The following is a 22,850-nucleotide window of genomic DNA, read 5'->3' as shown; positions in this document are numbered from 1 at the left end:
ACCACCACTCGAGGCCGAGAACGACTACTACGATCAGCCCCACGCCCCACAGGGCGTGACAACCACCCGGTGAGCATCAAACCCGGGGCGGTTCACGGCGATCGAGCACGGACTTCGACGCAGGTGCGTGGAACTTCAGCGGCGGAGCTGGGGTCAGGCGGCGACGCGCTCGTCGACCCTCGTGCGGCGCCGGCGGAGCCTGACCAAGGTCTTGGTGAGGCGCGCGTGCTCATCTGCCAGGGCGATCCGGGCGACCTGCTCACCGACGTCGGCAGGCGTGACGGCGGCGCCCAGCGCGTGCACCCGCTCCGGCTTCACCAGCCGGGTCCACGCCGTCGGCAGCTCGCCCGCGCCGGCGGTGACGACGAGGTGCACCCGGAGTCCGTGCAGGCCGTCGAGGGCCAAGGCCGCCTGACCTGCGTCGGCCTCGGCGAACCCCGGCAGGCTGAGGAAGATGTTCGAGCGGGTTCGGAACGCCCTGCGGCAGACCTTCGCCCACGCGCCCTCCACGTCCTTCCGCCGGCGACCGGCCGCGCGGTGGGCCCGTCGGATCTCGAGGTCGGCGCGCTCGAGGTCGTCGTCGCTCACCTCCGGGACCACGACGCTGACCGCAACGAGCGGGTCGCGTACTCCAGAGTCGACGGCGATGCCGACGGGTCCGATGTGCAGGTACGCCGTGTGCTTGGCCATGGCGCCACGCTGACGGGCTCCCGGGACGAGTCGGTGAACGCGCGGTGGACGCCACGCGCAGCCGGGTCGGACATTCGTCCGCGGCGGGCTGCAACCCGACGACCGCTCCGGCGCGTCGTACGGGTGAGACCGTCCGCACCGGAGGAGTCATATGGCCCACAGGCACGAAGTCGGCGCCGCGATCGCCGCGCTGGTCCTCGCCGGGGCCGCGGGCGCCCTGTCACCGCTCGTCGTCGGCGAGGGAGCCGACACGGCCCGCGACCCGCGGCCGGTGAGACCTGCGACGTCCGCGCCGACGTGGACCGGTGGGCCGGACGTGGCTCCCCCCGCCGACGTGCTGCGGTCGCTGGTGGCGCCCGAGGAGATGGGGCGCCGGCTCCTGGCCGCGACCGCCGCGACCGGCGTCGAGCAGGTGGCGAGGGAGGACGACGGCTCGGGCGACCTGGCCAGGCTCTACCACCTGACCGTGGAGGGTGCGCAGGTGTCCTTCTACATCCGCTGGTACAACTCCCCGGTGGTCGTGCAGGACGGCGGTCGCCCGCTCACCCCGAGCCACATCTGCGAGCAGGGGGTGGAGGACGACTGCACGACGCTGCCGGACGGGTCCCGCCTCCTGCGCGAGGAGACCTTCGCCAGTGGCGGGACGGGTGTCCCCGACACCTTCCTCCAACGACACCTGGTGCTGGCGACGACCGACGGGTGGCAGGTGGACGTCACCGCGCGCAACACCACCGGCGAGAAGGACGGCGAGATCGTCACGGACGAGCCGGTGCTGGCGATGGCCGAGATGCAGGAGCTGGCCACGAGCACCGAGTGGTACGAGTGAGGCTCAGGCCCGCGCCAGCCACTCGACCAGCGGCCGGGTGGCGCGCCAGTCGTCGCGGACCAGGCCGAGGAGCTCGGGGGTGTGCACCACCGGCTCGAACCCGTGCTCCCGGCCGGCGAAGAGCTGCTTGTGCCGCAGCAGGCCGATCCGTGGGTGCTCGCGGTCGTAGCCGCGCGGCGCGGTCTTGAGCTGCTCGCCGCTGATGACGTAGCCCGCGGCAGCGAGGTCCGCGAGGATCCCCTCCAGCTCGGTTCCGCGGCGTACGTCGTCCACCGCGGTGCGGTAGGCCGCGAGCTGCGCGCCGTCCGCGTCGTAGAAGCCGGCGCTGGTCCGGACCCCCGCGGCGGAGACCTGGACGTACCACCCGGTGCGCGGGGCGACCGCGACGAAGGCGCCCTGGTGGGTCTTGTACGGCGTCTTGTCCTTGGCGAACCGCACGTCGCGGTAGGGCCGGAACACCTTGGCGGCGCCGAACTCCGCCTCGAGCTCGGCCACCAGCGCGGTCATCGGCGCGCGGACGTTGCTCTCGTAGACGGCCCTGTGCTCGGCCCAGAACGACTTGGTGTTGTCCATCTCGAGGTCGTCGTAGAAGTCGAGCGCGGCGACGGGGAATCCGGTGAAGCCCATCCGCCGACCCTACTGAGGTCTGCCAGACTCGGGACGCATGAGCAGGCCCCACGTCGCCGCCCTCGTCGAGGACCGCTGGAACCAGGCGCTGGGAGGTGTCCTGGAGAGGGCCGGCTGGCGCCCGCGGGCCGTCGGGTACGACGGCTACGGCGGGACGGACTTCCTGCGCGTCCTGGGCCGGGTGGTCCGGGACCGTCCGTCCGGCCGCGGCGAGCGCGGCAACAACGCCCGCCGGGGGTGGCGCAACTTCGTCACCGCCGAGGTCGCGGGCGCCGACGTCCGGGTCACGGTGGCGGGTCGCGTCTTCCACACCACCTCCGACCGGGCCGGCACCGTCGACGTACGGCTCCCCAACCCCGGCCTGCCGCCCGGGTGGCACACGGTGGGCATCTGCGTCGCGGGCGAGGAGCCCGCGACCGCCGACGTGCTGGTGGTCGGTGACGACGTGGACTTCGGCATCGTCAGCGACATCGACGACACCGTCATCACGACCTGGCTGCCGCGGCTGCTGTTGGCGACGTACAACACGTTCGTCCTGGCCGAGGAGGCCCGCACGCCGGTCGAGGGGATGGCCGACCTGTACGCCGCGCTGCTGGAGGGGCGTCCCGGTGCCCCCACCGTCTACGTGTCGACCGGGCCGTGGAACGCCGCGCGGGCGCTGTCCCGGTTCCTCGCCCACCACGACTTCCCCCGCGGGCCGTTGCTCCTGACGGACTGGGGCCCGACCAACACCGGGTGGTTCCGCAGCGGCCCGGAGCACAAGCTGGCGTGCCTGCGGGCGCTGGCCGAGGACTTCCCGACCGTTCGCTGGGTGCTCGTCGGGGACGACGGGCAGCGCGACCCGGTGATCTACTCCGAGTTCGCCCGCGAGCGGCCCGAGCGGGTGCGGGCCATCGCGATCCGCGAGCTGTCGATGGGGCAGCAGGTGCTGGCCCACGGCACGCCCGTCGAGAAGCTCGACGGGTCCACCGCGCACGGTCGGCCCGAGGTGCGCGGCCCCGACGGCGAGGCGCTGGCCGCGGAGCTGCTCGGCGTCGTCTAGGACACCTGCGCCCACACCTGCTCGTCGCCCGCCTCGCCGAACGACGACACGGTGAGGATGCCGTCGGCGCACTCCGGCTCGCCGAGGAAGGCGTTGCCGGTCGACTCCGACTCGTAGGCCACGCTGACGGCCGTGCCGTCCCAGCGCATCAGCCGGGCGGGGTCCGTACGACGGAGGGGGTCGCGGACGAAGAACGCGTCGCCGCCGCAGGGGACCAGCGTGCCGGTGGTGCCCCGGCCGAGCTCCTGGACCGCTCCGTCCACGCTCGCGTGGAAGGTCGCGATTTCTTGGCGCTGCTCGCGCGGGACCTCCGACCAGATCACGCCGGTCGCCGTGGGAGCGACGTCCCAGGCCTTGCACTCGGCCGGGCCCTCGACCGGCCGCGGCTCGCCGGCCTCGTCGAGGACGTGGGCGGTGCGGCAGGCGACGGGCCGGGTGTCGTCGAAGGTGAGCAGGCCGACGCCGTGCTCGCCGGCGGTGAGGTTGCTGAAGCCGGTCCGCTGCGGCGCGCACCAGCCGTCCTCGCCGTTGCCGTCCGAGACGGCCAGCGTGGCCAGGCAGTAGGCGCCGCCCTCGCCGCGGCTCGGGTACCAGAGGCTGTCGGCGTGCATCGCCCAGGAGCCGCCGTTGGCCGGCTCGGGGGTCACGATCTCGACCGGCGACGCGGTCGCCAGGTCGACCCGGACGGCCTCGCCGGTCATTGTCTCGCCACCTGCGGCGAAGGACACGACGGCCGAGTCGCCCTCGAGCAGCACGGCGTCGACCGAGCGGCCCTCGACGGCGGGTACGACGACGGGCTCGCCGTCGCCCGTCGGCTCGAACCGCACCTCGGCCTCCGAGGCCACGGCCGTCCACGCGGTGCCGCGGACGACCCGGTCCTCGGGGGAGTGGCCCGTCGACTGCCAGTCCAGCGGGCCCGCCTCCGGGGCGGCCGTGCCGGTGCCCTCGGTCGGGCTCTCGGTGGCGCTCGTCTCCTCCGGGGTCGGGCTGGGGGTGGCGTCGGGCTCGTCCGCCCCGCCCCCGCACGCGCCGAGGACGAGGAGCAGCGCCGCCGCGAGCGTCGTACGGACCGGGAGCATCAGACGCCCACGTTGTGCTGGAAGTGCGCCTTGTTGGCCCGGAAGCTCTTGTAGGCGTTCTGCCACTGGGTGCGGGCGATGCGCGGCTCGGAAGGGTCGAACTTGCTCTGGTCCCACGGCTCGAAGTAGCCGATCTTGGGCCGGCCGCCCGGGTTCTGGTCGAAGCCGCGACCGACCTGGAAGTGGCCGGAGGCGTCGTCGTCGAGATAGGGGAAGTACTGCTTGAGCAGGACCGGGTGCAGGACGACCGGGGCCTTGTAGTCGTGGACGTGCCGCATCATCAACAGGTACCACTGCTTGAAGCTGAAGTCGCCGATGTCGAGCACGATGTACTCGCCGGCGTAGTCCTCGCCACCCCAGCCGGTGGTCTCGTTGACCACCCGCACCATGTCGGTGATCGCGGTGCCGGCGGTCGTGGTGCCGAGCTGGTCGGCCCAGTAGGACTGGCCGCGACGCGAGCCGCTCCAGCCCCAGCCGATCATCTGGGCCGTGGCCGGGCCGCACCAGTAGTAGCGCTGCTGGGGGCGGACCTGCTTCTGCCGGAGGATCTGGGACGACTCGGGGTAGTCGGCGGCCTTCTTGGGCTTGGAGGCGGCGGCGAGGGCCGTCTCCGCGGTCGTCTCGGTGGTCGTCGTGTCCCGGGCCTGCGTGGAGGCCAGCGCCTCGGGGTGGCGCCGGGCGAAGTCGGCGGGGAGCGGCACGCCCTGGATCTCGTGGCGCAGCAGCCACACCTTGGCGACCGACCTGGCCGCGGCGGTGAGCTCGGCGCGCTCGGCGGCGGCGCGGGCGGTCGGGGTCAGGCGGGCGCGCTGGCGCAGGGCAGCGGCGGGGTCGAGGTCGCCGGTGCGCTCGCGTCCGGCGGGGGTGGTGCCGGCCAGCCGGCCGGCCACCTCGCGCTCGGAGGCGGTGGTCCAGCCGAGGCCGAGGCAGTAGCGCTGGCCGTCGAAGGTGGCGCACCGGGCGGCGGCGGTGGCCAGGGTGCCGGTCGAGGAGCGGGCGGAGACCCGGGACGCCGTGCCCTCGCTGACGACGCGGTCGATCTCGGCCTGCATCTCGGGCGTGACGGCGCCCGGTCCGACGGCGCCACTGGTCCGGAGCGCGGGGCCGGACCCCTGCAGCGCAACGTCGGGTGCCGTGCTGCCGGTGCGGTCGTCGGGGAGCAGGGGCGCGGTGGTGACGAGGAGCACGAGGGCCCCGAGACCGGCGGCGACGGCACGGCCGGGGCGGCGCTGCGGGGGCGGCGTACGACGGGGGTCTGCGGGGGTGCGGGCCGAGAGGAACATGGCGGGGAAGACCTCGTTCGAAGAGCAGTGACGCTGGCCGTCACACTGTCCCCTCTGATCACAAAAGGCGCAAGTTTCTCATCCGTCACAGGAGAAGCGCGGGAGCGACACGCCGTGAGTTACAGCCATGTAGTTCGGTAGTCCGTGACGGACGGACCCTGATTCGGGCGATTCGAGGGTCCGAACGTCACGGACTACCCCGGAAATGGGCGAAGGCCCCGGCGAGTCTGGGACTCGGCCGGGGCCTTCTTGTGCGTGGAGCGGATGACGAGACTCGAACTCGCGACATCGACGGTGGGCAGAGTGTCGCGCTCGGCGCGATACCGGTTACTGGAGCGGATGACGAGACTCGAACTCGCGACATCGACCTTGGGAAGGTCGCGCTCTACCAACTGAGCTACATCCGCACGGTGCGCGGGAATGCTACCCGACGCCCCCGTCCACGGGCAGGAGGGTCGGTCGCTTGGGCTCCACGCCGTCCCCGGAGGAGCGTCCGGTGACGCGGCGGTGGATCCAGGGGCCGAGGAACTCGCGCGTCCACCGCGCGTTCTGCGACCACTGCTCGCGCCGGGCGAGCGGGGGGACCTCGCGCGGCTCGTGGGGGGCGAGGTCGTGCGGGACGTCGAGCTTGGCCAGCACCTCGGTCGCCATGTGCCGATGGCCGGAGGCGTTGAGGTGCATCCGGTCGGCGTCCATGACCTGCCCGATGTCGATGTGCCGCATCCGCCACATGTCGACGACGTCGGCGCCGTGGGTGTCCGCGATCTCGCGGACCCACTCGTTGAAGATCGCCATCCGGCCGCGCACGGCGGCGTAGATCCCCGACGACCCCGGGTCGAAGATCGTGAACATCACGACCCGCGCGCCGGTGGCGGTGAGGCGACCGATCGCGTCGTCGTACGTCGCGGCGAGGCCGTCGAGGTCGACGCGCGGCCGCAGGACGTCGTTGCCGCCGCCGTGGATGGTGACCAGGTCGGGGCGCAGCGCCAGTGCCGGTTCCAGCTGCTCCTCGACGATCGGCCCGAGCTTGCGGCCGCGGATCGCGAGGTTGGCGTAGCCGAAGTCGTCGGTGCGGGTGGCCAGCACCTCGGCCACCCGGTCGGCCCAGCCGCGCAGGCCGTTGGGGCGGGTGGGGTCGGGGTCGCCGACGCCCTCGGTGAAGGAGTCGCCGAGGGCGACGTAGCGGTGGAAGGTCACCCACCCATTGTCCAGACCCGTGGGCCGCGGCCACGCAGGCCCTAGGCTGCCCCCGTGCTGCTCTCCGACCGCGACATCCTCGCCGAGATCGACCAGGGGCGGATCGCCCTGGACCCGTGGGACCCCGACATGCTCCAGCCCTCGAGCATCGACGTGCGCCTCGACCGGTTCTTCCGGGTCTTCGAGAACCACCGGTACCCCCACATCGACCCCGCGGCCGACCAGTCCGACCTGACCCGCGAGGTGGAGCCGGAGGGCGACGAGCCGTTCATCCTGCACCCGGGTGAGTTCGTCCTCGGGTCGACGTACGAGGTCGTGAGCCTGCCCGACGACATCGCCGCGCGCGTCGAGGGCAAGAGCTCGCTGGGCCGCCTCGGGCTGCTGACCCACGCCACGGCGGGCTTCGTGGACCCCGGCTTCAGCGGCCACGTGACCCTCGAGCTGGCCAACGTCGCGACGCTGCCGATCAAGCTCTACCCGGGGATGAAGATCGGCCAGTTCTGCTTCTTCCGGCTGACCTCGCCCAGCGAGCACCCCTACGGCTCGGAGAAGTACGGCTCGCGCTACCAGGGGCAGCGCGGCCCGACGCCGAGCCGCTCGTTCCAGAGCTTCCACCGCACCCCGATCTGAGCGGCCGGCATCCGCGTTCCGGACCCCAGAGATAGGTAAGGGTTCCCTAAGTTAGGCTCGCCTCATTAAGGCTTGCCTCACCAGATGGAGAACCCCATGAACCGCGCTTCCCTGCGGACCTCGGCCGTGGCCGTCACGGTCGGCCTGGCCGCCGCGCTGCTGGCCGGCTGCAGCACCGGCTCGACCTCGAGCGACGCGACGGCCACCGAGCCGACCGCCACCACCTCCGCGGAGGCCGACGCCTTCCCGGTCACCATCGAGCACGCCCTCGGCGAGACCACGATCGAGGAGGAGCCGACCCGGGTCGCGACCCTCGGCTGGACCGACCAGGACCACGCGCTGTCCCTCGGTGTCGTCCCCGTGGGCGCCACCAAGCTCACGTGGGGCGGCAACGAGGCCGGGTCCTCGGACTGGTTCGACGCCGCCGTCGAGGAGGCCGGCGCCGAGGCGCCCGTGCGGTACGACGACTCCGACGGCGCCCCGATCGACGAGGTCGCCCAGCTCGAGCCCGACCTCATCCTGGCGACCAACTCCGGCATCACCGAGGCGGAGTACGCCAAGCTCAGCAAGATCGCGCCGGTCGTCGCCTACCCCGAGTTCCCCTGGACCACGCCGTGGCAGACCTCGCTCGAGATGGTCGGCGAGGCGCTGGGCCGCAGCGACCTCGCGGCCGAGGTCGAGGCCGACACCCAGGCCGCCATCGACGAGGCCAGGGAGGCCAACCCCGAGCTCGACGGGGCGTCGCTGATCTACGGCTACCTGACCCCGGCCGACCTCTCCACCGTGGGCATCTACGCCCCGGAGGACCCGCGGGTCGCGCTGCTGCGCGACTTCGGCATGGTGGACGCCGACGCGGTCGACGGCGCGATCAAGGAGGGCGAGTTCTACGGCACCGTCTCCGCCGAGCGGGCCTCCGACCTCGAGTCCGACGTGCTCCTCACCTGGGTCGAGAAGCCGAACGACGTGAAGACGCTCGCGGAGGACGACCTGGTCGGCCAGATCCCGGCGATCGAGTCAGGCAACTTCTACGCCGAGTCGGACAAGAGCCTCGCGATGGCGTCGACCAACCCGACCCCGTTGTCGATCCCGGTCATCATCGACACCGTCATCCCCAAGGTCGTCGAGGCGGTCACCGGCTCGTGACCTCGACGCCCGTCCTCGAGCGCGGGGCGGAGGCCGGCCGGAGGACCCGGCCTCCGCTCCGCCTCGGCGCCGCCGCCGCGACCGCACTCCTCGTGGGTGTGGTCGCGGTGGCCTGCGCGCTGTCGGTGCTGGTCGGGTCGAGGTCCGTGCCCGTCTCCGCGCTCTGGGACGCCGGCGACCCGCTCCACTCCGTCTACATCGCCCGGATCGAGCGCACCCTGCTCGGCCTGGCGGTCGGCGCCGCGCTCGCCCTCGCCGGGGCGGTCATGCAGGGCCTCACCCGCAACCCGCTCGCCGACCCGGGCATCCTGGGCACCAACGCCGGCGCGAGCTTCGCGATGGTCGTTGGCCTCTCGGTCTTCGGCGTCTCCTCGCTGACCGACTTCCTGTGGATCGCGTTCGTCGGCGCGGCCGTCGCCTCGGTCCTGGTCCACGTCGTGGCCTCCCTGGGGCGCGACGGCGCGACCCCGGTCAAGCTCGCCATCGCCGGTGCGGCCGTCACGGCGGCGGCCACGAGCTGGACCACGGGCGTGCTGCTGGTGGACAAGCAGACGATGGAGACCTTCCGCTACTGGCAGGTCGGCACCATCGGCGGACGGGACCTGTCGGTGCTGGCCACCGGGGCGCCGTTCCTGGTCGTCGGGGCGCTGCTCGCCCTGACCGGCGCACGGCTCCTCAACACCCTCGCCCTGGGCGACGACCTGGCGCGCGGGCTCGGGCGTCGTACGGCGCTGGACCGGGTCGTCCTCGGCGTCGCCGTGGTGCTGCTGGCCGGCACCGCGACCGCGCTGGCGGGCCCGATCGCCTTCGTCGGCCTGGTCGTCCCGCACGGGGTCCGCGCCCTGGTCGGCTCGGACCACGCCCGCGTGCTGCCGCTGTCGGCCATGGGCGGCGCCGCCCTCGTCGTGCTGGCCGACACCCTGGGCCGCGTCGTGCTGCCGCCCTCGGAGGTGCAGGTCGGGGTGACGGCCGCCGTGGTCGGCGTGCCGGTGTTCCTCCTCCTCGTCCGTCGCGGCCGCTCCGGGAGCGGGGCGCTGTGACCGCCGTGACGGAGGCCAGGACGGTGACGCCCGGGTCCGCGATCGCGGACGCTGTCCAGGTCGTCCGCGCCGCCCGACGTGTGCCGCGGCGGCGTACCGCACTGGTCGTCGGCGGGCTCGCGGTCGCGCTGGTCGCCGCGTTCGGCGCCCGGGTGCTGCTCGGCGACTACACGATCACGATCCCCGACTTCGTCCGGATCCTCGCCGGCACCGACATCCCGGGCGCCACCTACATCCTCCTGGAGAGCAAGCTCCCGCGGGCCGTGCTGGCCACGCTCGCCGGGGTCGCGTTCGGGGTCGCGGGTGCCCTGTTCCAGACCACGCTGCGCAACCCGCTGGCCAGCCCCGACATCATCGGCGTGAGCCTCGGCGCCAGCGCGTGCGCGGTCGTGGCGATCGCGCTCTGGGGGTGGCAGGGACTGCCGGTCTCGGCGGTCGCGGTGACCGGCGCGGTCGCGGTCGCCCTGGTCGTGCGACTCGTCGCCGGACCGCACGGCGGATACCGGCTCGTCCTGGTCGGCATCGGTGCCGCCGCCGCGATGCAGTCGGTCATCCAGTACGTCTTCACCCGCGTCGACGAGTACGACGCGCAGCTGGTGCTGCGCTGGCTCACCGGCAGCGTCAACGGCGTCGCCTGGCCCACCATCCGGCTGCTGGCGCTCGTGCTCGCGGTCCTGCTGCCGCTCACCTGGTGGGTGGCCCGGTCACTTCGGGTCAGCGAGCTCGGCGACGACGCCGCGGCCGGGCTCGGCGTGAGTCGGGCCCGCAGCGAGCTGCTGCTCCTGCTGGGCGTGGTGCTCTCCGCGGTCGCGGTGGCGGCGGCCGGCCCGATCGCCTTCGTGTCCTTCCTCGCCGGTCCGATCGCCCGGGCGCTCAACGGGGGTCGTACGACGATCCTCGGCGCCGCGCTCACCGGTGCGGTCGTCGTCGTCTCGGCCGACTACGTGGCCGACTACCTGGTCCCCGACACCAACCTCCCGGTAGGCGTCGTCACCGGCGCGGTGGGCGCGCCGTTCCTGCTGTGGCTGCTCGCTCGCGGGCGTGCCGGAAGGAGGGCGGCATGACCGCCACCACCACGCCCGTCGGCTCGCGCCTGGTCGCGGCCGGGCTGTCGCTCGGGTACGACGACCGGCCCGTCGTCCACGACCTCGACCTCCACGTGCCCGACGGCCGGGTCACCGTCATCGTGGGCGCCAACGCGTGCGGCAAGTCCACCCTGCTGCGCGGCCTGGCGCGGCTCCTGCGCCCCCGGTCGGGCGCCGTGCTGCTCGACGGCGAGGCCATCCACCGGCAGCCGACCAAGCAGGTCGCGCGCACCCTGGGCCTCCTCCCGCAGAACCCCGTCGCGCCCGAGGGCGTCACCGTCGTCGACCTCGTCGGCCGGGGCCGGCACCCGCACCACGGCGCGTTCCGGCGCTGGACCACCGAGGACGACGCGGCCGTCGCCGAGGCCCTCACGCTGACCGACACCCTCGACCTCGCCGACCGCGTCGTCGACGAGCTCTCGGGCGGCCAGCGCCAGCGCGTCTGGATCGCGATGGCGCTCGCCCAGGGCACCGACCTGCTCCTCCTCGACGAGCCCACGACGTACCTCGACGTCGCCCACCAGGTCGAGATGCTCGACCTGCTCGCCGAGCTCAACGCACGCCGCGGCACCACCATCGTGATGGTGCTGCACGACCTCAACCTCTCGGCCCGGTACGCCGACCACCTCGTCGCGCTGCGCGGCGGCCGCGTCGCCGCCGAGGGCGCCCCCCGCGACGTCGTCACCGAGGAGGTCGTCCGGGAGGTCTTCGGCCTCGACAACCGGGTGATCGAGGACCCCGTCTCACACACCCCGCTCGTGGTCCCCGTGGGCCGCCGACACAGCCGCCGACACCAGGAGGACCGATGACCGTGACAGTCGAACGCCTGCCCATGCTCTTCTGCGAGGTGGAGGTCGTCACCGCTGAGCGCCTGAGCCCGTCCTTCGTCCGGGTGGAGCTCGGCGGCCCCGAGCTCGCGGAGTTCGGCGTCGACGGGCCGCGCTACGACCAGCGGATCAAGCTGGTGCTGCCCGACCCCGAGACCGGCGGGCTGACGTCGGTCGCCGACGCGGACCAGTCCTGGTTCTCGACGTGGTTCGACATCCCCTGCGCGGAGCGGGGCCACATGCGCACCTACACCGTCCGCGACGTCCGCGGCTCCGGGGCCGACACCCGGATCGTGGTCGACATGGTGCTGCACCTCGAGGGCGATGCGGTCGGTCCCGGCTCGCTGTGGGCCGCGCAGGCCGCGCCGGGCGACCGGATCGTGATGATGGCACCGCGTCGCGGGTTCCCCTACGGCGGCATCGAGTTCACGCCCGCCCCCGGCGCCGAGCTCCTCATGGTGGCCGACGAGACGGCCGTCCCGGCGGTGTGCGCCGTGCTCGAGCAGCTGCCGCCCACTGCCACGGGCGCCGTCTTCGTGGAGGTGCCGGAGGCGGGCGACGTCCTCGACGTACGACGCCCCGACGGCGTCTCGGTGACCTGGCTGCCGCGGGGGGACGCCCCGCTCGGCGAGCGGCTGCACGCCGCCGTGGTGGCCCACCTCGGGACCCCCGGCGCCGTGGTCGAGGTAGCCCCCGACGAGGTGGACCCCGACCTGTGGGAGACCCCGTCGTACTCCTCCTCCGGTGAGGAGATCGAGGCCGCGGCGGGCGGCGATCCCTCGAGGGGATCGGGACGACCGCTCGACGGCGTCTACGCCTGGATCGCGGGGGAGTCCACGGTCGTCACCGGGCTGCGCCGACACCTGGTCCGGGAGCTGGGGATGGATCGGCGCCAGGTGGCGTTCATGGGCTACTGGCGTCGGGGCGTCGCGATGAGGTCCTGACGCTCCCTCACGCCTTGCGGGTCCAGCGGCGCGCGGCGGCGCGCTGGCGCTGGTCACGGTGGTGGCGGGCGATCAGCTCGATCTCGGTGATGCCGTTCATGGTCTGCTCCTTCCTGGTGCTGGGGTTGGTGGGGCTGCCGGTCAGCGCTGCTGGAGGGTGATGTCGCCGGTGGCGACCTGGGCGCGCACCTCGACGTGGTCCTGGCCGTCGGCCGGTTCGCCGGCGCCGCCGACCTCGCTGTGGATGCGTCCGGTGACGGTGGTGATGTCGGTCCAGACCGGCGTGCCGGCGGGGATGCCGAGGCGGACGTCGCCGCTCGCGCCCTTGACGGTGAACCGGCCGCGGCGGGCGAGGTCGACCTGCAGGTCGCCGCTACCGGTGGAGAAGGACACGTCGTCGCTGCTCTCGCCCACCCGGACGTCGCCGGACCCGGTCTTGACGGCGAGCTCCCCGGCCACGTGCTCGACCAGGACGTCGCCGCTGCCGGTGGAGACGGTGAGCGAGCCCGCGGCGCGGCCGACGCGGACGTCGCCCGAGCCGCTCTTGATGCGACCCTCCCCGGTGAGCTCGTCGAAGGACAGGTCGCCGCTGCCGGCCTGCACCTCGAGCGGCCCGGTGACCCGCTCGACGCTGAGGTCGCCGCTGCCGGTGTTGGCCCACGTGGCGGCGTACTCACCCTCGGCGCGGGTGTCGGCGCTGCCCGTCTTGAGAGGTGGACCCCGACCTGTGGGAGACCCCGTCGTACTCCTCCTCCGGTGAGGAGATCGAGGCCGCGGCGGGCGGCGATCCCTCGAGGGGATCGGGACGACCGCTCGACGGCGTCTACGCCTGGATCGCGGGGGAGTCCACGGTCGTCACCGGGCTGCGCCGACACCTGGTCCGGGAGCTGGGGATGGATCGGCGCCAGGTGGCGTTCATGGGCTACTGGCGTCGGGGCGTCGCGATGAGGTCCTGACGCTCCCTCACGCCTTGCGGGTCCAGCGGCGCGCGGCGGCGCGCTGGCGCTGGTCACGGTGGTGGCGGGCGATCAGCTCGATCTCGGTGATGCCGTTCATGGTCTGCTCCTTCCTGGTGCTGGGGTTGGTGGGGCTGCCGGTCAGCGCTGCTGGAGGGTGATGTCGCCGGTGGCGACCTGGGCGCGCACCTCGACGTGGTCCTGGCCGTCGGCCGGTTCGCCGGCGCCGCCGACCTCGCTGTGGATGCGTCCGGTGACGGTGGTGATGTCGGTCCAGACCGGCGTGCCGGCGGGGATGCCGAGGCGGACGTCGCCGCTCGCGCCCTTGACGGTGAACCGGCCGCGGCGGGCGAGGTCGACCTGCAGGTCGCCGCTACCGGTGGAGAAGGACACGTCGTCGCTGCTCTCGCCCACCCGGACGTCGCCGGACCCGGTCTTGACGGCGAGCTCCCCGGCCACGTGCTCGACCAGGACGTCGCCGCTGCCGGTGGAGACGGTGAGCGAGCCCGCGGCGCGGCCGACGCGGACGTCGCCCGAGCCGCTCTTGATGCGACCCTCCCCGGTGAGCTCGTCGAAGGACAGGTCGCCGCTGCCGGCCTGCACCTCGAGCGGCCCGGTGACCCGCTCGACGCTGAGGTCGCCGCTGCCGGTGTTGGCCCACGTGGCGGCGTACTCACCCTCGGCGCGGGTGTCGGCGCTGCCCGTCTTGAGGGCGAGCGCGCTGCCGGTGGGCAGGGTGACGGACACGAAGTAGCGGCGGTTGCCGCCGGTGAGGAAGCCGTTGCTGCGCGGGGCGATCACGGCGACCTGGCGCTCGCGCTGCTCGACCAGGAGGTCCTCGGCGTGGTCACCGGTCACGGTGACGGTCGTGCGGTCGGTGTAGGTCGCGGTGACGTCGACGTGCCCGCGGCCGACCTCGACGTACAGCTCGATGGGGTCGGGGGTCTCGAAGGTGTGGTCCATGGGAGCTCCTGGGTGTGCTCGGCCCACGGTCCAGCCTGGGTGCTGGATCGCTCGGGTGCCTGACGGACGTTGCGGGGCTGGTCAGAGCCAGCCGGTCATGCGGCGGTTGCCGCGGTTGCCTCCCTTGAACGGGTCGCGGCCGAAGAACGGGATGCTCGAGAGGTCGATGTCGACGTTGATGGCGTGGTCGGACGTCGCGGCCCGGATGACCGAGACCAGCCACGTGTTGAGGCTCTGGCCGCTGGCGTTGGCCTTCTCCTCGGCCCGGGTCTTGATGGACTCCGGGATCCGGAGCGTGATGCGGGCGAGGTCGCCCTCCTCGGCCTCCTCCGGGCGAGGCGGCGCGGGCGGTGCCGGGGGAGCGGGGGCGATGGGAGCCACCTCGACGACGAAGTCGAGCTCGCGGCCGGCCAGCCGCACGTCCACGCCCCCCTGGGGCAGCTCGGTGCTGATCTCGGCGGCAGCCTGCGAGATGGCCTCCATCAGGGCGAGCCGCGCGCTGGCGTCCAGCGCGTAGGAGAGGCGCTCGGCGACCTGGCGGGCCTCCTCGCCCCCGGCCTCGGCGGCGGCCAGGAGGTCGCGGCGGAGGCTGTCGACGTACGGCGTGATGTCCATGCGCACCACTATGACATCACAGTGACGTCATGACAAGGTCTTGATGGTGTCAGTGCGCCGCGCGACCGCTGTCGAACGGTGCGACCGGTATCGGGCTGCGTCGGCGGGCGGCGCGCAGACACGCGGACACAACTGCTGAGCGACAGATGATGTCCGGCGTGGCCACACCGCCTGACCGGGGTTGTGTCCGCGTGTCTACGCGTGTCCTGCCGGACGACGACGTCGGTACGACGAACGCGGCCGCCGGGTGTCCGGTCGGCCGCGTTCGCAGGTTGGTCGTGCTCGGTGCTCAGAGGTCGAAGAGCGAGCCCGACTCGTCGATGTCCACGTCCGTGCGCGGGGTGTGGGCGGCCCCGTCGGACGACGGCTTCGGCTGCTCCGGCTGGTCGGTCGCCTCCGCCGGGGCGTCCTCGGGGACGTCCGACGCCTCGGCGGTCGGGGCAACCCCGTCGTCGGACGTCTCGGCCCTGGTCGGTGCCTCGGCGGGTGCCGCCGCCTGCTCGCCGGCCTCGTCGGCCGCCGCGAACGTCGCCGCCTGGCTGAGCGCCGCACCACCGGCGAGACCCTCGGCCTGCTCGGGGACGTCCGACGTACCGGTCGCCGGGGCCGCCGCCTCGTCGGACGTTGCCGGAGCCTCCGTCGGGACGTCCGACGTACCGGTCGCCGGGGCCGCCGCCTCGTCGGACGTCGTTGCGTCAGACGTGGCAGGAGCCGCCGGTGCGGCGGTCGGGGTCGGGGCCTCGATGTCGAAGAGCGACCCGCCCTCGGGGATCGAGGTCGCCGGGGTGCTCGCCTGCCCGGAGGTGGCCGGCGCGTCAGCCACCTTCGCGGTGGGCGCGGACGTGGCTGGCTCACCGCCGGCGGGCGTGTCGGCCGTGTCGGTGTCGGCGGTCGGTGCGTCAGCCACCTTCGGGGAGGTCGTGGAGGTGGCTGGCTCACCGCTCGGCGCGGGCTCGGCAGCGATGTCGAACAGCGAGCCGGAACCGAGGTCTGGTGCCGGAGCGGCCGGCTCCGCCGCCGGTGCCTCGGCGGCGGGCGCCGGGGCCGGGGTGGGCTCGGCCTTCGCCGGCGCTGCCGGCTCCGCGGCCTTCGCCGGCTCCTCCGGGGTCAGGTCGAAGAGCGAGCCGCCCGAGCCCAGGTCGGCCGCCGGCTTCGCCGGTGCGGACTTCTCGGCGGCCACGGGCTCGGTCGGCGCGTCAGCCGTCTCCGCCTTCGCCGACGCCGAGTCGGCGGGCGCGTCGAGGTCGAAGAGCGAGCCGCCCGAGCCCAGGTCGGCCGACGGCTTCGCGGGCGCGGGCTTCTCGGCGGCCGGAGCCTCCGCGACGGTCTCCGGCTCTGCCGCGGCGGACTTGTCCGCCGGCTCGTCGAGGTCGAAGAGCGAGCCCGACCCCTGGGCGGGAGCGGCCGGGGCGTGGGTCGCGTCGGCCGGCGTCTCGGCGACGGACTTCTCCGGTGCGGCGGCTGCGGACGGCTCCTCGACGTCGAAGAGCGACGAGCCCCCGGACGCCTTGGCGGCGGGGCCGGCGTCCGCGGTCTCGGTGACGGTGTCCTCGGTGGTCGTGACGTCGCCGGGCTCGGGCTCGGCCTTGGTCGCCACGTCGGTGTCCGCCGAGCCGGCAGCAGCGGCAGCTGCGGGCGCGGGCGTCGTACCCCCGGAACCGGACGACGACGTGCCGGGGCCCGCCTTCGTGGCGGACTCGCCCTTGACCGAGGCGAGCAGCATCTGCGCGACGTCGAGGATCTCGACCTCCTCGCGGGCGTTGCCCTTGGCCTGCTCGGCGGTGAGCCCGTCGGAGAGCATCACCCGGCAGAACGGGCAGCCGACCGCGATCTGGTCGGCGCCGGTGCCGACGGCCTCCTTGGTGCGGTTGAGGTTGATGCGCTCGCCGATGTTCTCCTCCATCCACATGCGGGCGCCGCCGGCGCCGCAGCAGAAGGACTTTTCGGAGTTGCGCTCCATCTCGGTGAACTCCGCGCCGGGCAGGATCTGCAGCAGCTCGCGCGGGGGCGAGTAGACCTGGTTGTGGCGCCCGAGGTAGCACGGGTCGTGGTAGGTGATCGAGCGCTTCGCGGCGCCCGCGCCGTCCTTGATCGGGGTCAGCTTCCCCTCGCGGACGAGGCGGTTGAGCAGCTGGGTGTGGTGCACGACCTCGAGCTCGATGCCGAAGTCCTTGTACTCGTTCTTGAGCGTGTTGAAGCAGTGGGCGCAGGTCGAGACGACCTTCTTGACCTTGTACTCCTTGAACGTCTCGACGTTCTGCGCGGCCAGGCCCTGGAAGACGAACTCGTTGCCGGCGCGACGGGCCGGGTCGCCGGTGCAGGTCTCGCCGTTGCCGAGCACGCCGAAGGAGATGCCGGCCATGTCGAGCAGCTCGGCCACGGCGCGGGTGGTCTTCTTGGCGCGGTCCTCGTAGGCGCCGGCGCAGCCGACCCAGAACAGCCAGTCCACGGACTCGAGCGACTCGAGGTCCTCACCGACGACCGGCACCTCGAAGTCGAGGCCCTTGGCCCAGTCCATGCGGGCCGAGGACGACATGTTCCACGGGTTGCCCTTGTTCTCCAGGCCCTTGAAGAGCTGGTTGAGCTCGGCGGGGAAGTTGGCCTCCACCAGCACCTGGTAGCGACGCATGTCCATGATGTGGTCGACGTGCTCGATGTCGACCGGGCACTGCTGGACGCAGGCGCCGCAGGACGTGCAGTTCCACAGCACGTCGGAGTCGATGACGGCCGAGCCGTCCTCGGGCATGTAGAACCACTCGTCGCCGGTGTCGCCGACCAGCGGGCGCGCGGCCTCGCGGGCCAGCACCTCGTCCTCCTCGAGCAGCGCGGTCGCGGTGGCGCTGTCCTCGCCGCCGGCCTGGACGTACGGCGCCTTGGCGTAAGCGTGGTCGCGCAGGCCGAGCACCAGCAGCTTGGGCGAGAGGGGCTTCTCGGTGTTCCAGGCCGGGCACTGCGACTGGCAGCGACCGCACTCGGTGCAGGTCGTGAAGTCGAGCATCCCCTTCCAGGAGAAGTCCTCGACCTTGCCCACGCCCAGGGTGGAGTCCTCGTCGAGGTCCTCGATGTCGTCGAGGGTGACCGGGACGCCGGCCGAGGTGAGCGGCTTCATCGCGCCCAGCGCGGTCGAACCGTCCGACTCGCGCTTGTAGAAGATGTTGAACCAGGCGGTGAACCGGTGCCACGCGACACCCATGCTGATGTTGCGGGCGATGACGATCAGCCACGTCATCGACACGACGATCTTGACCATCGCGAGCAGGTAGACGAGGTTCTCCAGCGTCCCGAGCGAGAGCCCGGACCACAGCTGGCCCAGCCAGGCGGTGGTCGGGAAGTGCAGCAGCCCGTTGTGCTCCGCGGCCTCCGGGTGGTCCGCGACGTACGACGCGTTGTTGAGCAGGGCGTACTCGATCGTGCGCAGGACGATGCCGAGGAGCACCACGCTGAGGATGACGGCCTCGACGAAGTAGGCCTGCCAGAACGTCGATCCGAAGAAGCGCGACTTCCGGCCCAGGCTGCGCGGGTGGTTCTTCTGGCGCACCGCGATCAGGTAGACGATGCCGATCAGGGTCAGCCACGACAGCAGCTCGACGGGCCACTCGTAGACGATCCACGTGCCGATCACCGGGAAGGCCTGGTGCGCGTCGAAGATCAGGAGGTAGGCGCCGAAGACGAGCGACGACAGGAAGATGAAGCCGGCGAAGACGAACCAGTGCATGACACCGATCCACGTCCACTGGAGCATGCGCGTGTGGCCGAGCGTCTCCTTGAACATCGTCGCCAGCCGGCGCCCGGGCTGGTCGCTGCGCGTGCCGTCCGGCTGACCGGTCCGGATGACGCCCAGCATCGAGCGGACGGCCTGCACGGCCAGTCCGACGGCGACTGCCGTGATGGCGAGCGATACGACGATCGCGATGATCTGCATCAGGGGTTGCTCCTCGGTAGGGGCGTACTGGCCCGGAGCATATGACCGGGCCCCGTCCCGCAGGCAGGGCGTCGAGACGTGAGAAGGATCCTACCTGCCGGTAACTTCGAGGGCGTGGGCGAGCGTCCCGCCCCGCTCAGGTCCCCTTTTCCCTCTGCCGGGAGCCGCCGCCACAAGTTGTTACCGAGCGGTGGATCTGTGGTGGGAGAGCCGTGGGGGCCGGCTTGCGAGAGTTGACCCATCGAGAACGCCGGCCGAGGCAGGCGAAGCGTTCGAGCAGCACCACGGATCCGGGGGGGTCCGCGGCACGGGAACATGGGCCCGCTCCGCAGTCACGGTGCGATCTCGATCGCCGACACCGAACGCCGGGTGGTCACCGACCACCCGGCGTTCAATCATTTCGGGCGATCGTTCCGGGCGGGCTCAGCCGCCCAGGCGACGGGTGAGCGCCCGCGCGGTCGCGCGCACGTCGCCGGCGAGCCGCTCGCGGTCGACGTCCTCGTCCGCGGGGAAGGTCAGCGCCACGGCTGCCACCGGGTGCCGGTTGTGGTCGAGCACCGCCGCGGCGACGCTGGCCAGGCCCCGCGTGACCTCGCCGTCCTCCTCGGCGTGGCCGCGCTGGCGCGCCTCCGAGAGCACTGCCCGCAGGGCGCTCGGCGACGCCGGCCCGGTGCCGACGCGGTCCACGAAGCTGGCCCGGTCGGGGTAGAGCGCCCGGACCTGGCTGGCGGGGAGCGACATCAGGATCGCCCGGCCGCTCGCGGTCAGGTGGGCCGGCAGTCGGACCCCGACGTCGGTGACGAGCGGCGGCCGGCCGGGCGCCCGCTCCTCGAGCACGTAGAGGACGTCACGACCGTGCAGGACGGCGAGGTGGCCGCCGTACCCCGTCCGGTCGACCAGGGCGGCGAGCGGACGACGGGCGATCCGCCCGAGCGGTTCCTGCCGCGCGTAGCCGGTGCCGACCTCGAAGGCCGCGACCCCGAGGCCATATCGCCGGTCGTCGGCCAGGTGCACGACGAAGCCCTCGTCGATCATCGTGCTGACGAGGTGGTACGCCGTGCTGCGCGGCAGGTCGCACGCGCGCATGATGCTCGCCAGGGGCACCGGATCGGGCTGGCTGGCCAGGTAGCGCAGCACCCGCAGCGCGCGGGAGGCGGCGGGGACCTGGGTCATGGCGCGTCATCCTGCCCGATCCGGTGCTGCCGCTCAGGCCCGGTGGGACCCTCCGGGGGTGCCGGTGCCGCCGCGCTGGTCGGGGTCGGTCCAGTCGGGCTCCGTGGTGGAGTCGCGGTGGGTGCCGGTGCCCGGCGCCGTGTCGACGCTCTCGTTGGTGCTGCTGTCGGTGCTGGTGTCGGTGTCGCGGCTGTCGAAGATCGTCTCGGGGTCGCGGCCGGAGCGCTCGTCGGCGGTCGAGCCGGTCGTGGGGGTCGTGCCGGTCGAGCCGGACGGGTGGACGTCGGCGGTCTCGGCCTCGGTGCGCTCGCCGGCGTGCGTGCCCGTGGAGGCGGCCGTCGGGTGCTGAGCGGTCTCGGCCTCGGTGCGCTCGCCGGCGTGCGTGCCCGTGGACGCGGCAGCAGGGGCGACGGCCTCCGGCGTGTAGTCGTCGGCCTTGTGGTCGACGTCCGGGTCGAGCCGGTCGGCGGCCCGGACCTGGTCCTCGTGCAGGGCCTCCTGCTGGGCGGCCTCGGTCCGCGCGGCCTGGGCGCGCTCCTCGGCCCGCTCGGCCTGGAGGCGGGCCTGCTCCGCCTGGGCCTCGGTCTCGCGGGCGCGGGCCTGGGCGTCGGGGATCACCTCCGCCTCCGCCTCGGCCGACTCCCGGATCTCGGCCGCACGCGCGCGGTTCTCCTGCTGGCTCTTCTTGCGCATCGAGGCGACGATGAACCCGATCAGGGCCAGGGCGGCCACGACGAAGACGACGGTCCAGATGATCTGCTGGGTGGTCACGGTTGCTCCTTGCTCCCGTACGGCGACCTCGGGCGGCGCCGCACCTCCCGCCACCCTAGGGGCGAGTCTCGCCGGCGAGATACCTCCTCGCGGGGGAGGCCGCGCGCCGGACCCCGGGTCAGTGGAGCTTGTGGTGCACCTTGCGAGCCGTCAGGTGCCCGAGGAGGTAGCCGTCGTCCATCGCGTCGGCGAAGTGCAGTCCGGCCCAGATACGCGCGTGGAAGGCGTCGTACTCGATGGAGGTGAGGTCCGCGTAGGTCCGGACCCTCGCGGCGGGGTCGATGAGGGTGTTGGTCGAGCGCAGCTCGAGGCTGGTGGCCTCACCGAGGGTCAGGCGGATCATCTCGACCGCCGGAGAGGTGACGGACGCGTGGCCGCTCACGTAGTCGGAGTAGTTGGGGTTGGCGACGAGCGGCGTCCACCCGGCCTGCGGCTGCGTGCGGGAGTTGCCGTCGGTCGCGGCGCCGGCGATCGCCTCGGACGGTCGCCAGAACCCGACGTCGCGCTTGAGCCGCCACGCCTCGATCACCGAGTCGGTCTGCGCGGCGTGGATGCGCGCGATGAGGCGCGCCGTGTCCAGCAGCGGCAGGGGCTGCTTCTCGAGGTGCCGCAGGAGCGCGTCGACGACCATCGTCACGGAGTTGGAGTTGAAGAACTGCGCGATGGTGGTCTGCTCCGCGGTCCGCACGGAGCCGGTGGCGGCCCCGGTCGTCCGCACCTCCTCGTAGTCGCGGGCGTACGCGGTGCTGGTGAGCTCGTCCGGGCCGTCCAGCCTGATGGGTCGATGGAGAACCAAGGGATCCAGCGAACCCAGCCAGGGGACCAGCATGTCGGTGGCCGGTGGGGCGGGCTGCCAGATCCCCGGCCCTGCCGCGAGCGTGTAGTGGATCGTGGGGTCGCCGTACCCGTCGTGCTTGCGGCGTTCGATCATGCGTGCGGCGGCCCACCGGCCGAGCCAGACGCCCTTGTCCTCGGCGCGACCGTCGGGCACCCCGGCGAGCGTGGTCGCCAGCTGGGTGTCGAGCGTCGCCTTCGCGGTGGGGACGTAGTGGGCGAGCACGCCGTGGGCGGCGGTCGCGACGGCGGCGGTCTCCGAGCTGTGCGAGCGGCGCGCTGATGCCTTCGCGGCGTCGTACATCGCGATGGAGGTGAATCCCAGGATCGGGACCCCGGAGGGGATCGGGGTGGCCGGGTAGACGGTGGCCATGGCGATCCGTTCCCAGGCCAGGACCACGGAGGCGTCGTCCGTGCGGTGGCGGGCGGGGGCGGCGGCGCCGCTGACCGGTGGGCCGAGCAGCGCCGGTGCGAGGAGGCACAGGGCGAGGGCCGGCAGGGTGAGTGAGCGGCGGTGCGAGCGCATGGGGTGCCTCCAGGACTGGGTCGTCCTCCCAGTCTCGGAACGCCGCCGGGCCGGGGACCATTCGCCATCAGGCGAATGTCTCGGCCGCCTCGGGTCCGGTGGCCGCGCCGGGCACGGGCGCGAGGGCCGACTCGAAGACCCGCGCCGCCGCCAGCCGGTTGGTGACCCCCAGCTTGGGGAAGGCGTGCTCGAGGTGCTTGCGCACGGTGGAGGGTGCGACGTGGAGGTACGCCGCGATGTCGGCGTTGGTGAGCCCGGTCGCCAGGAGCTGGAGGACCCGCCGCTCGCTGAGGGTCAGCGTCGCGGGCAGCAGGGGGACGGGCGGACCGGACAGGAGGCGTCGGAGGGCGGGCGCGACCATCCGCAGCAGTGCGCGGTCCCGCTCGGAGAACCGACCGCGGTCGCGGACGAGGACCAGGCGGACCCCGTGCCCGCGGCTGGTCCGGAGGTCGAGCGCGAGGAGGTCCTCCGCGGTGTCGGTCCCCGGCGGGTCCGCGGCCGCCACCCGGACCCCGTCGCAGCCGACCAGGCGGCCGATGAGCTGCACGACGGCGGGCGTGGACAGCGGCGCCCCCGGCACCGGCTCCAGGGCGACGAGCGAACGCACCAGGTCCTGCTCGCGGTCCGAGAGCACGATGTCCGGCACGTCGCCTCCTCCCCACTGCTGACCACGGTAG

The 22,850-nt window shown here is 73.1% G+C and carries 22 protein-coding genes and 1 tRNA gene; 9 read left to right on the top strand and 14 right to left on the bottom strand.

Annotated features, from left to right (window positions below; translation table 11 throughout):
- Nucleotides 1-153 precede the first annotated feature (153 nt).
- A complete protein-coding gene (locus tag DAI17_RS14025) occupies nucleotides 154-690 on the bottom strand; it encodes a hypothetical protein (RefSeq protein WP_107773801.1) in 537 nt (178 codons plus the stop codon).
- Between the two features lie 151 nt (nucleotides 691-841).
- On the opposite strand from DAI17_RS14025, the gene DAI17_RS14020 reads away from it, so the two are divergent.
- The gene (locus tag DAI17_RS14020; protein ID WP_107773800.1) at nucleotides 842-1,516 is read left to right on the top strand and encodes a hypothetical protein; all 675 of its coding nucleotides are present in this window, start codon (nucleotides 842-844) and stop codon (nucleotides 1,514-1,516) included.
- A 3-nt stretch (nucleotides 1,517-1,519) separates the two neighbouring features.
- Here DAI17_RS14020 and DAI17_RS14015 read toward each other — a convergent pair whose 3' ends face one another.
- Nucleotides 1,520-2,143 carry a DUF2461 domain-containing protein gene (locus tag DAI17_RS14015; RefSeq protein ID WP_107773799.1) on the bottom strand — a complete coding sequence of 208 codons (624 nt, stop codon included), beginning with the start codon at nucleotides 2,141-2,143 and terminating at the stop codon, nucleotides 1,520-1,522.
- A 37-nt stretch (nucleotides 2,144-2,180) separates the two neighbouring features.
- Here DAI17_RS14015 and DAI17_RS14010 point away from each other — a divergent pair, with 37 nt between their 5' ends.
- Nucleotides 2,181-3,185 carry an App1 family protein gene (locus DAI17_RS14010; RefSeq protein ID WP_107773798.1) on the top strand — a complete coding sequence of 335 codons (1,005 nt, stop codon included), beginning with the start codon at nucleotides 2,181-2,183 and terminating at the stop codon, nucleotides 3,183-3,185.
- Here DAI17_RS14010 and DAI17_RS14005 read toward each other — a convergent pair.
- From DAI17_RS14005 to DAI17_RS13990, 4 genes are all read right to left on the bottom strand, one after another.
- Complete coding sequence (locus DAI17_RS14005) at nucleotides 3,182-4,264, bottom strand: hypothetical protein (protein WP_107773797.1); 1,083 nt, start codon at nucleotides 4,262-4,264, stop codon at nucleotides 3,182-3,184. The genes DAI17_RS14010 and DAI17_RS14005 overlap by 4 nt on opposite strands.
- A complete protein-coding gene (locus DAI17_RS14000; RefSeq protein ID WP_107773796.1) occupies nucleotides 4,264-5,547 on the bottom strand; it encodes a C39 family peptidase in 1,284 nt (427 codons plus the stop codon). Before DAI17_RS14000 ends, DAI17_RS14005 begins: the two co-directional genes overlap by 1 nt.
- A 331-nt stretch (nucleotides 5,548-5,878) precedes the next feature.
- Nucleotides 5,879-5,954 (bottom strand) — tRNA-Gly (locus DAI17_RS13995).
- Between the two features lie 16 nt (nucleotides 5,955-5,970).
- Nucleotides 5,971-6,744: an SGNH/GDSL hydrolase family protein gene (locus DAI17_RS13990; protein ID WP_107773795.1), complete on the bottom strand. Its 774-nt coding sequence runs from the start codon at nucleotides 6,742-6,744 to the stop codon at nucleotides 5,971-5,973.
- A 54-nt stretch (nucleotides 6,745-6,798) separates the two neighbouring features.
- Between DAI17_RS13990 and dcd the strand changes: the two genes are divergently transcribed.
- The 6 genes from dcd (at nucleotide 6,799) to DAI17_RS13960 (ending at nucleotide 12,413) form a co-directional block, all read left to right on the top strand.
- Nucleotides 6,799-7,374, top strand: coding sequence for a dCTP deaminase (dcd, locus tag DAI17_RS13985; RefSeq protein ID WP_107773794.1), 576 nt, complete (start codon nucleotides 6,799-6,801; stop codon nucleotides 7,372-7,374).
- 96 nt (nucleotides 7,375-7,470) lie between these two features.
- Entirely contained in the window at nucleotides 7,471-8,517 is a 1,047-nt protein-coding gene (locus tag DAI17_RS13980; protein ID WP_159081542.1) for an iron-siderophore ABC transporter substrate-binding protein, read from the top strand.
- A complete protein-coding gene (locus DAI17_RS13975) occupies nucleotides 8,514-9,557 on the top strand; it encodes a FecCD family ABC transporter permease (RefSeq protein WP_107773792.1) in 1,044 nt (347 codons plus the stop codon). The genes DAI17_RS13980 and DAI17_RS13975 overlap by 4 nt, the downstream gene beginning before the upstream one ends.
- Nucleotides 9,554-10,621, top strand: a complete 1,068-nt coding sequence (locus DAI17_RS13970; RefSeq protein WP_234412503.1) for a FecCD family ABC transporter permease — start codon at nucleotides 9,554-9,556, stop codon at nucleotides 10,619-10,621. Before DAI17_RS13975 ends, DAI17_RS13970 begins: the two co-directional genes overlap by 4 nt.
- Nucleotides 10,618-11,451 (top strand): ABC transporter ATP-binding protein, encoded by an 834-nt coding sequence (locus tag DAI17_RS13965; protein WP_107773791.1) that lies wholly within the window; start codon nucleotides 10,618-10,620, stop codon nucleotides 11,449-11,451. Before DAI17_RS13970 ends, DAI17_RS13965 begins: the two co-directional genes overlap by 4 nt.
- The gene (locus DAI17_RS13960; RefSeq protein WP_234412502.1) at nucleotides 11,448-12,413 is read left to right on the top strand and encodes a siderophore-interacting protein; all 966 of its coding nucleotides are present in this window, start codon (nucleotides 11,448-11,450) and stop codon (nucleotides 12,411-12,413) included. Before DAI17_RS13965 ends, DAI17_RS13960 begins: the two co-directional genes overlap by 4 nt.
- Nucleotides 12,414-12,554: 141 nt before the next feature.
- Here DAI17_RS13960 and DAI17_RS13955 read toward each other — a convergent pair whose 3' ends face one another.
- Nucleotides 12,555-13,214: a DUF4097 family beta strand repeat-containing protein gene (locus tag DAI17_RS13955; protein ID WP_107773789.1), complete on the bottom strand. Its 660-nt coding sequence runs from the start codon at nucleotides 13,212-13,214 to the stop codon at nucleotides 12,555-12,557.
- Between DAI17_RS13955 and DAI17_RS21805 the strand changes: the two genes are divergently transcribed.
- Entirely contained in the window at nucleotides 13,127-13,369 is a 243-nt protein-coding gene (locus tag DAI17_RS21805; protein ID WP_199905123.1) for an SIP domain-containing protein, read from the top strand. The two genes, DAI17_RS13955 and DAI17_RS21805, sit on opposite strands and share 88 nt — an antisense overlap.
- A 141-nt stretch (nucleotides 13,370-13,510) precedes the next feature.
- On the opposite strand, the gene DAI17_RS13945 is transcribed toward DAI17_RS21805, so the two are convergent.
- The 7 genes from DAI17_RS13945 to DAI17_RS21305 all read right to left on the bottom strand — a co-directional run bounded on the left by DAI17_RS13945 (nucleotide 13,511) and on the right by DAI17_RS21305 (nucleotide 22,819).
- Nucleotides 13,511-14,332: a DUF4097 family beta strand repeat-containing protein gene (locus DAI17_RS13945; protein ID WP_107773788.1), complete on the bottom strand. Its 822-nt coding sequence runs from the start codon at nucleotides 14,330-14,332 to the stop codon at nucleotides 13,511-13,513.
- Nucleotides 14,333-14,413: 81 nt separating this feature from the next.
- On the bottom strand, nucleotides 14,414-14,947 hold the full coding sequence (locus tag DAI17_RS13940) for a toxin-antitoxin system HicB family antitoxin (protein ID WP_107773787.1): 534 nt from the start codon (nucleotides 14,945-14,947) through the stop codon (nucleotides 14,414-14,416).
- Nucleotides 14,948-15,236: 289 nt separating this feature from the next.
- Complete coding sequence (locus DAI17_RS13935) at nucleotides 15,237-18,869, bottom strand: heterodisulfide reductase-related iron-sulfur binding cluster (protein ID WP_107773786.1); 3,633 nt, start codon at nucleotides 18,867-18,869, stop codon at nucleotides 15,237-15,239.
- A 423-nt stretch (nucleotides 18,870-19,292) separates the two neighbouring features.
- Nucleotides 19,293-20,042, bottom strand: coding sequence for an IclR family transcriptional regulator (locus DAI17_RS13930; protein WP_107773785.1), 750 nt, complete (start codon nucleotides 20,040-20,042; stop codon nucleotides 19,293-19,295).
- A gap of 33 nt (nucleotides 20,043-20,075) precedes the next feature.
- Nucleotides 20,076-20,813 (bottom strand): hypothetical protein, encoded by a 738-nt coding sequence (locus DAI17_RS13925; protein ID WP_107773784.1) that lies wholly within the window; start codon nucleotides 20,811-20,813, stop codon nucleotides 20,076-20,078.
- A gap of 118 nt (nucleotides 20,814-20,931) precedes the next feature.
- Nucleotides 20,932-22,173, bottom strand: coding sequence for a vanadium-dependent haloperoxidase (locus DAI17_RS13920; RefSeq protein WP_107773783.1), 1,242 nt, complete (start codon nucleotides 22,171-22,173; stop codon nucleotides 20,932-20,934).
- 67 nt (nucleotides 22,174-22,240) lie between these two features.
- The gene (locus DAI17_RS21305; RefSeq protein ID WP_234412500.1) at nucleotides 22,241-22,819 is read right to left on the bottom strand and encodes a helix-turn-helix transcriptional regulator; all 579 of its coding nucleotides are present in this window, start codon (nucleotides 22,817-22,819) and stop codon (nucleotides 22,241-22,243) included.
- Between the last annotated feature and the right edge of the window lie 31 nt (nucleotides 22,820-22,850).

The sequence above is a fragment of the Nocardioides sediminis genome (genome assembly GCF_003047295.1).
GTDB classification, from domain to species: domain Bacteria; phylum Actinomycetota; class Actinomycetes; order Propionibacteriales; family Nocardioidaceae; genus Nocardioides; species Nocardioides sediminis.
The sequence above is the reverse complement of the archived record's forward strand: the minus strand, read 5'-3'. Positions and strand labels throughout refer to the sequence as shown.